Origin of the sequence: Arthrobacter sp. BB-1 (assembly GCF_006151685.1) — a bacterium.
In the GTDB taxonomy this organism is placed as follows: Bacteria; Actinomycetota; Actinomycetes; order Actinomycetales; family Micrococcaceae; genus Arthrobacter.
The window spans coordinates 42207-53726 of the sequence record NZ_VDEV01000002.1 but is presented as its reverse complement, the minus strand read 5'-3'; the positions used below and the strand labels follow the sequence as shown (position 1 = coordinate 53726).

The 11520-nt window shown below is 67.4% G+C and carries 13 protein-coding genes; 3 read left to right on the top strand and 10 right to left on the bottom strand.

What is annotated here, in order from left to right:
- Window positions 1–80: 80 nt before the first annotated feature.
- Window positions 81–653, top strand: coding sequence for an MOSC domain-containing protein (locus FHJ30_RS00600; protein WP_139027335.1), 573 nt, complete (start codon window positions 81–83; stop codon window positions 651–653).
- On the opposite strand, the gene FHJ30_RS00595 is transcribed toward FHJ30_RS00600, so the two are convergent.
- Window positions 654–1823, bottom strand: a complete 1170-nt coding sequence (locus FHJ30_RS00595; protein WP_139027334.1) for an MFS transporter — start codon at window positions 1821–1823, stop codon at window positions 654–656.
- Entirely contained in the window at window positions 1820–2485 is a 666-nt protein-coding gene (locus tag FHJ30_RS00590) for a GntR family transcriptional regulator (protein ID WP_139027333.1), read from the bottom strand. Before FHJ30_RS00590 ends, FHJ30_RS00595 begins: the two co-directional genes overlap by 4 nt.
- A gap of 73 nt (window positions 2486–2558) precedes the next feature.
- On the opposite strand from FHJ30_RS00590, the gene FHJ30_RS00585 reads away from it, so the two are divergent.
- Complete coding sequence (locus FHJ30_RS00585) at window positions 2559–3281, top strand: SDR family NAD(P)-dependent oxidoreductase (RefSeq protein ID WP_139027332.1); 723 nt, start codon at window positions 2559–2561, stop codon at window positions 3279–3281.
- A 16-nt stretch (window positions 3282–3297) separates the two neighbouring features.
- Here FHJ30_RS00585 and FHJ30_RS00580 read toward each other — a convergent pair whose 3' ends face one another.
- The 8 genes from FHJ30_RS00580 to FHJ30_RS00545 all read right to left on the bottom strand — a co-directional run bounded on the left by FHJ30_RS00580 (window position 3298) and on the right by FHJ30_RS00545 (window position 10490).
- Window positions 3298–4287 carry a cyclase family protein gene (locus FHJ30_RS00580; RefSeq protein ID WP_139027331.1) on the bottom strand — a complete coding sequence of 330 codons (990 nt, stop codon included), beginning with the start codon at window positions 4285–4287 and terminating at the stop codon, window positions 3298–3300.
- The gene (locus FHJ30_RS00575) at window positions 4284–4538 is read right to left on the bottom strand and encodes a hypothetical protein (RefSeq protein ID WP_139027330.1); all 255 of its coding nucleotides are present in this window, start codon (window positions 4536–4538) and stop codon (window positions 4284–4286) included. The genes FHJ30_RS00580 and FHJ30_RS00575 overlap by 4 nt, the downstream gene beginning before the upstream one ends.
- Before the next feature lie 11 nt (window positions 4539–4549).
- Window positions 4550–5887, bottom strand: a complete 1338-nt coding sequence (locus FHJ30_RS00570; RefSeq protein WP_139027329.1) for a TRAP transporter large permease subunit — start codon at window positions 5885–5887, stop codon at window positions 4550–4552.
- Window positions 5888–5966: 79 nt separating this feature from the next.
- Window positions 5967–6746: an NAD(P)-dependent oxidoreductase gene (locus FHJ30_RS00565; RefSeq protein ID WP_139027328.1), complete on the bottom strand. Its 780-nt coding sequence runs from the start codon at window positions 6744–6746 to the stop codon at window positions 5967–5969.
- A gap of 22 nt (window positions 6747–6768) precedes the next feature.
- Window positions 6769–7392, bottom strand: coding sequence for a methyltransferase (locus FHJ30_RS00560; RefSeq protein ID WP_139027327.1), 624 nt, complete (start codon window positions 7390–7392; stop codon window positions 6769–6771).
- Between the two features lie 27 nt (window positions 7393–7419).
- Complete coding sequence (locus FHJ30_RS00555) at window positions 7420–8430, bottom strand: tripartite tricarboxylate transporter substrate binding protein (protein WP_139027326.1); 1011 nt, start codon at window positions 8428–8430, stop codon at window positions 7420–7422.
- Window positions 8431–8481: 51 nt separating this feature from the next.
- Window positions 8482–9984, bottom strand: coding sequence for a tripartite tricarboxylate transporter permease (locus FHJ30_RS00550; RefSeq protein ID WP_139027325.1), 1503 nt, complete (start codon window positions 9982–9984; stop codon window positions 8482–8484).
- 2 nt (window positions 9985–9986) lie between these two features.
- Window positions 9987–10490, bottom strand: coding sequence for a tripartite tricarboxylate transporter TctB family protein (locus FHJ30_RS00545; RefSeq protein ID WP_139027324.1), 504 nt, complete (start codon window positions 10488–10490; stop codon window positions 9987–9989).
- A 135-nt stretch (window positions 10491–10625) separates the two neighbouring features.
- On the opposite strand from FHJ30_RS00545, the gene FHJ30_RS00540 reads away from it, so the two are divergent.
- Entirely contained in the window at window positions 10626–11429 is an 804-nt protein-coding gene (locus FHJ30_RS00540) for an IclR family transcriptional regulator (protein WP_139027323.1), read from the top strand.
- The last annotated feature ends 91 nt before the right edge of the window (window positions 11430–11520 follow it).

Below are 11520 nucleotides of genomic sequence, written 5' to 3'. Positions count from 1 at the left end.
CTCCCGGGGCAAGGTTACTCCGGGATGTATGACGGATGACTTTCTGCCGACGTTATCCGCCCTGGCCTTAGGCTGGCGGTATGGCCGAACACTACCGGTATGACGTGGAGATCCTGCACCTGCTGGTGTCACCAGGGCACGCCTACTTTGGGCGGGCGCGGGACGGTGCCGCCGATGTGCCGACGTTCGACGCCCAGGCCGCGGAAGTGGTGGCGGGCAAGGGCATCGTGGGCGACCGGTTCTTCGGAAAAGCCGCCCATATGGACGCCGCCGTGACGCTGTTCGCCGTCGAAGCCCTGGAAGCCATGGCCTCGGAACTTGCGGCCGGGCCGTTTGACCCCTTGGCCACCCGCCGAAACGTGATCCTCCGCGGAGCGCACCTTGCTCCGCTGCTGGGGCAGGACTTCACGCTGGAATGGGGCGGTTCCGGGGTTGGGTTCCACGGCGGGCGTCCCGCGCACCCCTGCGCCTGGATGAACGAGGTGCTGGCGCCGGGAGGCCATGCTGCGATGCGCGGCAGGGGCGGGATCCGCTGCCGCGTGGTGTCGAGCGGCATCCTGTACCGGGGCCCTGCCGTCCTGGTCAGTCCGGTTCCCCTGGATCCCGGGCAGGCAGGCGTGCCGAGCCTGCTGCGGCCCGGCCGGCTGCCGTAGCTAGTCCAGCTCGACGCCCCGGAGCAGCAGGAGTGTCCCGCCCACTACAACTGCCGACGCCAGGAAAACTCCGGCTGCGCCAAGTCCGGCCGCCACCCCGCCGATGGCGCTGGGCAGGATCACCTGGCCCACCCGGTTTCCCGCGAGCCGGAGGGCCAGTGCCCTGCCGCGCTGGCCGGGCGGCGCCTGCGACGACAGCCAGGACATGGTGAGCGGCTGGCCGATTCCGAGGCCGAGTCCCAGCACGGCCATGACTCCAAACAGCAGCCACGCCGGCATGGGAATTGCGGCCACCGCCAGCGCAACGGTGGACAGGGCGAGGCTCAGCAGCAGGAGCCGCATCCGCCCCAGTTTCCGGGATGCGCGTCCCAGCAGGATCCGGGAAACCATCGAGAACACGGCCCGGACAGTCAGCAGGGCGCCCACGGTTGCCGCGCTCAGTCCGCGGTCGGCTCCGAGTGCGGGGAGGTAGACCATGGTCAGGTCCACAACGGCGAGGACGGTGGCGCTGGTGGCGAGCGCACGGGCAACACCGGGTGTCTTCAGCAGCGAAACAGCGCTGCCGTTGGTGCCCTTGGCAGCGGCCTTCCTCCCGCCGCTGACCTTGGCGGACACGGCGAAGGTGGTCAGGAAAAGCACCAGGCCCATGCAGACGGAGAGGAGGAAGATTGCCTGGGTGTCAGGGCGGACGGCGGCCCCGCCCACCAGGGAGATGGCCAACGGCCCCAGGGCCTGGCCCAGGGACGCCGCGAAGGTCAGGTATCCGAAGCCGGAATCCATCCGGGTTGCGGCGGCGTTGTTGGCCACCACGGCCTGCTGGCCAACAACGCATGCCAGCTGGCCCGCGCCCAGCAGGGCGGTTCCAATGACCAGCGTTGCGATCGACGAACCCCACAGCAACAGGAAGGCAGACGAGGCAAGGACGACGGCGGATCCCATGGCCATGAGCCAGCGCTCACCTAATCTGTCCACCAGGCCGCCCGTCGGAACGGCAAGCAGCAGGGGGAAGACGGCGTAGCTGGCCGCCAGCAGGCCCAGGGCAAACCCGGGAACGTCCAGCTCCAGGGCACGGTAGGTGGCGGCCGGCCGGACCAGGAAGGTCACGGCCTGGATCAGCGCGGAGTGAATGAGGAGGGCAGTGGCCGAGCGGCGTCCGAGCTCCCCGATCATGAGGTGGCCAGGCCGCTGCCCGCGATGGCCTTCAGCGCCGCATCCCGCGCTCCCATCACGTGCTCGAAGGCAATTTTCGCGGCCTGGTCCGGGTTGCCGGCAGCGAGGGCGTCCACCAGCGTCCGGTGCTGGACGAGGGCCTGGTCCCGCCGTTCCTGCGTGCTGTTGGTGAAATGCCGGTACCGCTCCATCTGGCTGGAGACCTGGCCGTGGAAGCGCCGGGCCCACGAGTTGCCGGCGATCGCGGCGATCTTTGCGTGCAGCGCCATGCCCTGCTGCATTGCGTCGTCGGCAAACTCCACCAGCGCGGCGTTGCGGGCGAGGATGGCGTGGAGGGCTTCGAGGTCCGCCGCTGTTGCTTTGATGCAGGCGTTCCGGGCCATGAGGGACTCGATCGCCGCGCGGACTTCATACAGCTCCGAAATCACTGCTGCGTCCAGTACCGGCACCAGCACCCCGCCAGTGGGCTGCTGTTCCAGGAGGTCCTCCGAGATCAGCCGGCGGATGGCTTCCCGCAGCGGCGTGCGGCTCACCTGCAGCGCGGACGCCATTGCGGGCTCGTAGAGGCGCTCCCCCGGCTTCAGTTCGAGGGTGAGGATCTTGCGCTTCAGCTCGGCGTAGACAAGATGGGCGCCCGTGTTCCGGGCGCGTGAATCTGGCATGGGGGAACCTCCACGGTTATTATACTTGTATACAAGTACACGCGGCGGAAGCCACAACAGCTCTGGAGGGGCAGTGCCGCGCATATTCATCACCGGTTCCGCTGACGGGCTGGGACGCCACACGGCCGGAACGCTGCTGGAGAACGGGCACGGCGTCGTCGTGCACGTACGCAGCGCTGCCCGCCTTGGCGCGGTCCAGGACCTCGTGGACCGCGGCGCCGCTGTGGTGACCGGCGACCTCGCTGACCCGGAGCAAACACGGGACGTCGCCGTACAGGTCAACCGGATGGGCCCGGTGGACGCCGTCATCCACAACGCGGGCGTGCTGCACGGCCCGGACATCTTCACAGTCAACGTTGTGGCCCCCTACCTCCTCACCGCACTCGTCCACCGCCCGCGGCGGCTGGTCTACCTGAGCAGCGGCATGCACCGCGGGGGCCGCCCCGATCCGGCACGGCTCGGCCGCGATGCCAAGGTGACCTACTCGGACAGCAAGCTCTACCTCACAGCCCTCGCGGCCGCCGTCGCCCGCTTATGGCCGGACGTCCTCAGCAACGCCGTGGATCCCGGCTGGGTGCCCACCAGGATGGGCGGCACCGGCGCCCCGGACGATCTCCGGCTGGGTCACCTGACGCAGGAGTGGCTGGCCACCAGCGATGACCCGGCGGCGCTCACCAGCGGCGGCTACTGGTACCACCAGAAACGGGAGAATCCGCATCACGCCGTCCGCGACGAACGGTTCCAGAACGGACTCCTGGACCACTTGGCAAGCGTCACCGGAGAACGCATGGCCTAACCAAGCCCGCCCGGCATCACATCAGCGCGGTGGCGTTCGCGGGTGATCCGGTGCCGCCGGTGATGTTCAGCGGCTTGATGGTGATGAAGGCGTCCCACTGGCCCGCAGTCCGCATGTGGCGGGCGAGCGGGCCCAGGCGCCACAGCTCCCCCAGCGGCATGCCCAGCTTGGCGAGCAGCTGCTGGTGCATCATGCCGTGGTCGTTCGGGGCGGAGTTCCGGTAGGGGCTGGAGGGCAGGGCGGGCAGGCATTCGAAGGCGAAGTTGTCTGCGGCGAGGAGCGCCAGCCGGTGGTTCCACGCCCAGGCGACGAACTCCTCCGACTGGGCAACACCGGTGGCGCGGCGGCTCTCCCGCATCCGCTGCTTCCCGTCCGGAGGCAGGCCAAGGAACCACTCGCACCAGCCGGTGTGCAGCATCAGGATGTCGCCCTGGCGGAGGCTCACGGACTGCGCGTCCAGCACCGCTTCGATCAGGTCCAGGCCCAACGGCTCGCCGGCGGCATGGTCAATCGGAGCGGCCTGGGCGGCCCGGTATCCGGCCAGGTCCAGCAGCACTCCCCTGCCGGCAATCGGCTGGTCCGCCCATTCCTGGATGCCCAGCTCCGGCCTGCCTTCCCTGACGAGGTCATCCGGCGTGCCGTTGTAGAAACCTGCATCGTCCGCCCGGCGATGCCGCAGACCGTCAATCTGAGAGGACCCCTGGAGGTAGTAGCCGTCCAGGAAGTCGTCGCGGTGGGCCGGGTGCGAGGAGTAGATGGTGTGCCGGGGCGCGCCACGCTTGAGCGACATGCCGGGGTCGAAGGCGTCCGCCGGATAGTCCAGGCCAAAGGCAGTGCCGGTCCGGATGGAGTCCCGCGCGTCCAGCACCGTTTGGGGAGTAATGAACGACGGCGTCCCGCGGGTTGGGTCCGGAAACAGGCCCCAGGAGGTGCCCGCCAATGCGCCCTCCCGGCGGAGGAGTTCGGCGAACGTCGGGTACCTTCCGTCGCCGGCGGCAGGCGTCACCGCGCCCCTGCTTTCTGCGGCTGTTCCTGGTTCTGGCGGCGCTTGTAGCTGAGCAGGAACCCTGCAATGGCACAGATGGAGGCCGCGATGCAGATGGGCGCCTTGATGGTGCTGTTGAGCAGGGCGAGCCACTCACCCTGGCCTGCAACGAGGGCTATGGCCTGCCCGGCCACAAACACCACGCCGCCAACCAGGAGCGCTGCGAGGGTGAGGACGAAGAGGACTTCAACGGCCCTTCGGATGGAGTGCATGGGGACTTCCTTTAGATGGGCAGGACGCCGAGGATGATCAGCACGCCGATGCCGAGCAGCGGCAGGGCGTAGTGGGTCAGCAGCCGGAGGAACGTCTTGATCGGGTCCACGTCCGCGATGCCGCACGCCACATACAGCGGTGCACCTCCCGGCGGGACCGCCGCCTCGCAGGAGGAGAAGACCAGGACTGCCACGGCCGCAGTGGTGGCCGGGACGCCGGCCGCCACCAGGGCTGCGACGCCCACGGTTCCGACGGCGGCCATGGTCGCTGTGGCGGAAAGGGGCGCTGCCACCGCGATGACGATCAGGCCGATCAGGATGGCCAGGATCCACAGCGGCAGGTTCATCCCGTTGAGCAGTTGGGTCATCTGCTTGGGCAGGCCGGTGGCGGCCAGGGCGTTGGCGCCGGCGAAGGCGAATACCACGGTGACGCCCACAATGCCGAAGCGCGGCGCGGAGTCCTGCAGCAGCGTCCACCACGCCCGGCCGTCGCTGGGCAGCTTTTTCCGGCCCAGCAGGAGGCCCGTGATGATGAGGACGACGGGAATCCAGACGATCACGCTGACGGACTTGGAGACATCTCCCCCGGTCCAGTCCGAAAGCGCCTTGGCGATGGCACCCGAGGTGATGACCAGCGGGATGGCCACCACAATGAACAGCAGCAGGGTGGCCCAGCCCCGGCCGAACGCAGCCCGAACCGGCAGCCGGTGGGCAGCGTCAAGCGGGGCCATGCCGCTCTTGCGGACCAGCAGCCAGGTGACGATCAGCCGGTGCAGGAAGCACCACAGTCCGCCGAACAGCAGCGGGAGGACCAGCGCGTTGATGTCCAGCAGGGGCCCCACGGTTGCTGAGCCGACCAGGACGAACATCGAGGCGCTGAACGGGAACGTGATGCCCATTCCCGCGTTGCCCGCTACCAGCGTGGCCGCCGAGGGCTTGTCCAGCTTGGACTTCTCCATCCAGGGGATGGTCACGGATCCCACCGTGGCGGCGATGGCCGCCTGGTTGTGGACCACGCTGCCCAGTCCCGCGGACGCCACGGTGGACACCCACGCCGGCCCGCCCTTGACCCCGCCGATCAGGGAGTTGAGCAGGTCGATCAGCCGGTCCAGGACGCCGGTTTTGTCCAGCAGGTAGCCCATGAACACAAACGCCATGGTGGCGTAGACGATCTCGTCCGTGATGGCCGAGTACAGCGCATCCCAGCCGATCTGGGCCGCTGCCGCCCCGGTGAACGGAAGTACGGCCAGGAATCCGAGGATCATGGCTTCCCCCACGCTGCGCTTGAGCACGGTGGTCCACAGCAGGATGACGGCAAGGTAGGCGCCGAGTGCCCAGATGCCGATCATGCTGCTGCTCCTGACGGCGGGACGCCGGTGATGTGGTGGGTCATGTAATACCTGTTCCTGATTCTGCCGGACTCTGGGGTCAGCGCAAGGCCGGTGCGGTTTCCAGGGCGATCCGGGACAGCGCAGCCGCGGAAGCGGTGGTCATCTCGGCAGGCACTCCAAGATCGCCCAGGTAGCTGGCGGTGTCCTGCATTTCCTTCGAGCGCCGGACGGCATGCTTGGCCGTGCCGGTCAGGAAGCGGTCAATGACTGCCTGCCCGTCACCGGCCAGCTGGCTCGCGATCTGGGCCCGGATCCATTCCTCAAGCCCGGCCGCCCGGCCGGCAGTGACGGCCTCGACCACCACGGAGGCCATGCCCTTCATCAGGACGCTGCGGAGGAGCTTGTGGGCCATGGCCGCCCCGGGTTCCCCTTCAGCAATTTCGACGTCGACGCCAAGCGGGCCGAGGAGGTCAGCCACAGCCTGCGCACCCGGTCCGCTCACCATCAGCGGGGTCTTCTCTCCCAGCGCGGAGACCGGCCCGAGGATGGCGACGTCGGCGAAATCGGCTTTGCTGGCGAACTGTCCAAGTTCCTGCATCACCTGGGGCGAGGAGGAGGTGAAGTCCGCGTAGCAGCTGCCTTCTTCGAGGACCGGGAGGCACTCCTGGGCGACGCTGCGCGCGGCGGCGGCGCCCGTCATCACCAGGACAATGTCCGCTCCTGCGCTGGCTTCGGCTGCGGATGCGGCGCGGGTAACGCCGGCTGGGGTAGTGGGGGCAACGGGATCAAACCCGGTGACCCGGTGGCCTGCGGCGTGGAGTGCCGCGGCGTAGGTGGCTCCGGCTTCGCCGAGGCCAATGACGGTTACCGCTGTCATGGTTTTCTCTGTCTTTCTTGCGTTAGCCGCGGGCTGCGACGATGGCTTGCCGGCGGTTGGTTTCATCGGCGAACACTGCTTCCGCAGCCTCGGCGACGGCGGCCGCCTGCGCTCGGGGGATGACCACCACGCCGTCGGAGTCGCCGATGATCACGTCGCCCGGGAGGACGGGGACGCCGCCGAAGGCGAGCGGCGTCCCCAGGCGGTACGGGCCGTTCTTGTAGGGGCCTGCGGGGGAAGTAGCCCGGGCGAAGACGGGCATGCCAATCTCACCCAGCGCTTCGGCGTCGCGCGCTGCTCCGTCCAGCGCGAAGCCGGCGATGCCGAGGTTGATGGCACGTTCACCGATGAGCTCCCCAAGCAGCGCGCGGGACTCATCCCCGCCGCCGGCAACCACAATGACGTCTCCCGGCCGGGCGAGTTCGAGGGCCTTGTGGATGCCCTGGTTGTCGCCGGGGCGCGTCCACACGGTGAAGGCCGGCCCGGCAAGCCGGGCCCCTGGCCAGACGGCCTGGATCGCGGAGTCCGCGACGCCGAGGCGGTCTACTGCGTCGCCGATGTTGGCGGCGGGCAGTTTGGCAAGGCGCTCGACCACGTCCGTGTCGGGACGGGGGAAATCGATTGCGTCGATGGCGGGGGTTGTCATGGCGGGTCTTTCCTTACGTTGCGGGAGTCAGTCTTTTTTCTGGACCAGCGGAAGGACCTTCTTGAAGTCCCCTTCCTGGCTTGCCCAGAACGTCTGGTAGTCGGCGCCGTTGAGGTAGCTGGTCTGCAGGCCAAGGTCCTTCATTTTCTGCACCACGGCGGGGTCCTCGATGGCCTTCTGGATGGCTGCCTCAAGCTTCTTGGCCACGTCGGCGGGCAGGCCGGCCGGGGCGGAGTAGCCGCGGGCGGTGCCTGCGATCAGGTCGTAGCCGGATTCCTTGAACGTGGGGACGTCCGGCAGGGAAGGTGCACGCTCCTCGGACATGACTCCCAGCACCCGCGCCTTGCCCTGCTTGCTGAGATCGTTCACGTCACTGACGTTGGCCACCAGGATGTCAACATGCTTGCCAAGGAATGCCGTGGTTGCCTGTGATGCGCCCTCCGAGAAGTGGACCGGGGCGAACTCCGAGCCGGTGTTTTCCTGGATCTGGGCCAGGGCGAAGTGTTCGCCCGTCTGGAGTCCCGTGGTGCTTGCGGTCATGGACTTAGGGTTGGCCTTGGCAGCGTCGAGGAGGTCCTTGAGCGTCTGGTACGGGCTGTCCGGCTGGACGGCGATCACCGCGGGGTCGATGACATGCCGGCCCAGGGGCTGGAAGCTTTCGCGGGTGTACTTGGCACCGCGGGACGGGTCCAGCGGTGAAACGACTACCGACGGCGAACCGGTGGCACCGATCGTGTAGCCGTCCGGCTTGGCGCTGGTGAGCTGGGTGTAGCCGATCTGGCCACCGGCGCCAGGCTTGTTGATGACCTCGACGTTGGTTCCGAGTTCCTTTTCGAGGACCGGCTGGATGAGCCGGGCGGCGGTGTCCACCGCGCCGCCTGAACCGAAGGCGACGATGAGGTCGATGGACTTGCCCTTTTTCGGGAAGTCGCTGGCGGCGCCGGTAGCACCGGTAGCACCGGCGTTGGCACCGCAGCCGGTCAGTCCGATCAGGGATGCCGCGGCAAGGGCGGCGGCGAGGCGCATACGGGTTTTCATGGGTCTTCTCCTTTGAAGGTGGGGATGGGTGAAAGTGGAGTTGGTTGGGGTTTAGGTTTCGGGGTCTTCGTTGAGCGCCTTCGGCTTGCGGAGCTTGAGGAGCGGGCTGAAGATGATCAGCAGTCCAAGGCCGATCAGGACGGCGGAAATGGGACGGCTGGTGAAGATGCTGAAGTCACCCTGGGAAATCTCGAGGGATTCGCGCAGGGAGCGTTCCATCAGCGGCCCGAGCACCAGGGTCAGCACCATGGGTGCCAGCGGGATGTCCAGGTGGCGCAGTGCCAGGCCCAGGAGGCCGAAGCCGATCATCACGAAGACGTCGAAGACGCTGAAGTTGATGGTGTAGGCGCCGATGACCATGAACAGCAGGATCAGGGCGGTGAGGATCGAGGACGGGACGCGGAGGATGGAGGTCCAGAGGCCCACCAGCGGGACGTTGAGCAGGAGCAGGATCAGGTTGCCGATGAAGAGGCTGGCGATGATGGCCCAGGCGATCTCGGAGTTCTCGGTGAAAAGGGTGGGCCCCGGGGTGAGGCCCTGCTGCAGGAATGCGCCCATCAGCACGGCGATGGTGGGTGAGGCCGGGATGCCGAGGGTGAACAGCGGGATCAGGGCCGCGTTCGCGTGGGCGTTGTTGGCCGTTTCGGGACCGGCGACGCCCTCGATGGCGCCCTTCCCCAGTTCGTGGCGGTTGCGCGAGAACTTCTTTTCCGCACCGTAGGAGAGCAGCGAGGACACGGAGCCGGTCATGCCCGGGATGAGGCCCAGGCCGAAGCCGATGCCGGTGCCGCGGGCCATGGCCGGGGCGCTGCGGAGCCATTCCTTGCCGGTGGGAAGCAGCGAGCGCAGGTTGGGTGCGTGGACCGCGGCCGGCTGGTCGCCCTTGCGGTAGGAGAGCAGTTCGGAGAGTCCAAAGACGCCCACGATCACCGCCACGAAACTGACCCCGTCCAGGAGCCGGTCCACGCCGAAGGTAAAGCGCGGCGCGCCGGCCACCGGGTCGATGCCGACCATGGCGATCAGCAGGCCCAGGGCGCCGGAGATGACCGCCTTGACCATGGATTTGCCTGCGAGCGCGACAAGCAGGGAGATGCCCACCACCATCAGGGCGAAGAATTCCGGCGGACCTACCAGCAGGCCGAGTTCTCCCAGCGGTTTGGCGGCAGCCACCAGGCCCAGGGTGGCTATGGTGCCGCCCACAAAGGATCCGACGGCGGCGATGGTCAGGGCGGCGCCTGCTTTGCCCATCTTTGTCATGGCGTAGCCGTCGATGGTGGTGATGGCCGAAGCTGCTTCACCGGGGGTGTTGAGCAGGACGCTGGTGATGGTTCCCCCGTAGGCGGTGCCATAGAAGATGGCACACAGCATGATGATCGCCCCGGTCGCATCCATGTTCAGCGTCAGGGGGATCAGCAGGGCGACGCCGGCGACGGGGCCGATGCCGGGCAGGACACCGATGATAGTGCCCAGCAGGCAGCCCAGGAAGGCAAACAGCAGGTTCTGCCAGGTCATGGCGGCCGCGAAGCCGCCCATCAGTTCGTTGAAGACATCCACGTCTAGAGTCCGATCGCGTTAAGGAAGGGAAGGGCGGACACCGGCAGCGCGACGTTCAGGCCGTAGTTGAAGGCGTAAAACGCTCCGAAGCTTCCGGCCACCGCGATGATCAGCGAGGACACCCAGGTCCTGCGCCCGCGAAGTTTCAGGTGGTACAGGAGGAAGAGGAACATGCTCAGCTGGAAGCCGAGCAGGTCCATCACGGCCGCGAGGATTACCAGGCTGAGAACCACGGCGATCACCAGTCCGCGGTCAACGCCTTCAGTGGCTTCGCTGGGCCGGCGGAGCTCCTGGAGCAGCCACACCACCGCCATGGCTGCCAGGACAGCCCCCATGGCAAACGGGAAGAGTCCGGGGCCGGGGCCCAGGGACGTCCAGAGTCCGAGATCGATCGAGGTGACCAGGACGTAGGCGCCGACGGCTGCGAAAGCGCCGATCCCCACCAGCACGGAGGGAGCCACTCGGCCGGTGCTCGCTGGTTTGGTCATCACTGACTCCGTTGTCATTGGTTCCTTCTTACTGTGCGTGCTTTTCACGCTGTGTCGTTGCATTTCATACAATGAAACTATATTGCGTACAGAGAAATAGTGACAGCAGACACACCTGCTGTCAAGCGCAAGGAACTTACATACAATGAAAGGATGGCGACGATGACACCCCCGTCCGCGGACAGCGCGGCAGACGAGGGCCCCAAGGCCTCGAATATGCGCTCCCTCTCGCGGGCCATGGAGGTCTTCGCGGAACTGCAGCGGGCTGAACGGCCGCAGCGGCTCAGCGACCTCGCCAGGACGTGCGGCATGAGCCTGCCCACAACCCTGAGGATCCTGCGGGTGCTGCAGGATTTCGGCATGGTGAGCCAGACAGACAAGTCCTACCGGATCGGGCCGGCCGTGCTTCCGGCGGCAAAGAGCTTCCTTGAGAACGATCCCTTGGCGGTTGCGGGACGTCCGGTCCTGCAACAGCTGGCAGCGCAGACCGGCATGTCCGTGTCTCTCCATACCCGGCTCGGGAACGAGCGGATCCTGGTGGCGCGGGTTCAAGGAGAGGCGCCCATGCAGTACGACCTTCCCCTGGGTAAGCGCCTGCCGCTCACCCGCGGCGCGGCAGGGAAAATCCTGATTGCGGACGCCTCTGACGCAGAGCTCGAACAGGTCGTGGCGGGCGCTATCGCCGCCGGGCATGAGGAGCCGGGATTCACGGTTGAGGAGCTGCGGTCGCGGCTGCCCGGGCCAGGCGTGGACTACGCGTACTCCGCGAACGAGCGCGTTGTGGGCGTGCTCTCCGTCGGAGTTGCCTTAACCAACAGGGCAGGCCGCGCCAACGAGGCCATGGCACTGAACTGCCCGGCAGAGGCGACGACCGAAGAGAAAATCAAGGCCAATGTGCCGGAGCTGCGGCGCGCCGCCCGCAGGTTGTCCGAACTGCTCGAGGGCTCCGTCTATTAGGAGGCTTGCACGCAGCCCCGCGCCGGGGGCGGCGGAACCGCAGGAGAACCGCGGTGGGACGTTCGGTGAACATCCGGCAAAATCCGCCGAT

What these genes read in the sequence shown, in the direction of transcription:
- FHJ30_RS00600 (WP_139027335.1), top strand. Translation starts at nt 81, where the DNA reads ATGGCCGAACACTACCGGTATGACGTGGAGATCCTGCACCTGCTGGTG.
- FHJ30_RS00540 (WP_139027323.1), top strand. Translation starts at nt 10,626, where the DNA reads ATGGCGACGATGACACCCCCGTCCGCGGACAGCGCGGCAGACGAGGGC.
- FHJ30_RS00570 (WP_139027329.1), bottom strand. Translation starts at nt 5,887, where the DNA reads ATGATCGGCATCTGGGCACTCGGCGCCTACCTTGCCGTCATCCTGCTG.
- FHJ30_RS00560 (WP_139027327.1), bottom strand. Translation starts at nt 7,392, where the DNA reads ATGACAACCCCCGCCATCGACGCAATCGATTTCCCCCGTCCCGACACG.
- FHJ30_RS00575 (WP_139027330.1), bottom strand. Translation starts at nt 4,538, where the DNA reads ATGCACTCCATCCGAAGGGCCGTTGAAGTCCTCTTCGTCCTCACCCTC.
- FHJ30_RS00595 (WP_139027334.1), bottom strand. Translation starts at nt 1,823, where the DNA reads ATGATCGGGGAGCTCGGACGCCGCTCGGCCACTGCCCTCCTCATTCAC.
- FHJ30_RS00555 (WP_139027326.1), bottom strand. Translation starts at nt 8,430, where the DNA reads ATGAAAACCCGTATGCGCCTCGCCGCCGCCCTTGCCGCGGCATCCCTG.
- FHJ30_RS00545 (WP_139027324.1), bottom strand. Translation starts at nt 10,490, where the DNA reads ATGACAACGGAGTCAGTGATGACCAAACCAGCGAGCACCGGCCGAGTG.
- FHJ30_RS00565 (WP_139027328.1), bottom strand. Translation starts at nt 6,746, where the DNA reads ATGACAGCGGTAACCGTCATTGGCCTCGGCGAAGCCGGAGCCACCTAC.
- FHJ30_RS00590 (WP_139027333.1), bottom strand. Translation starts at nt 2,485, where the DNA reads ATGCCAGATTCACGCGCCCGGAACACGGGCGCCCATCTTGTCTACGCC.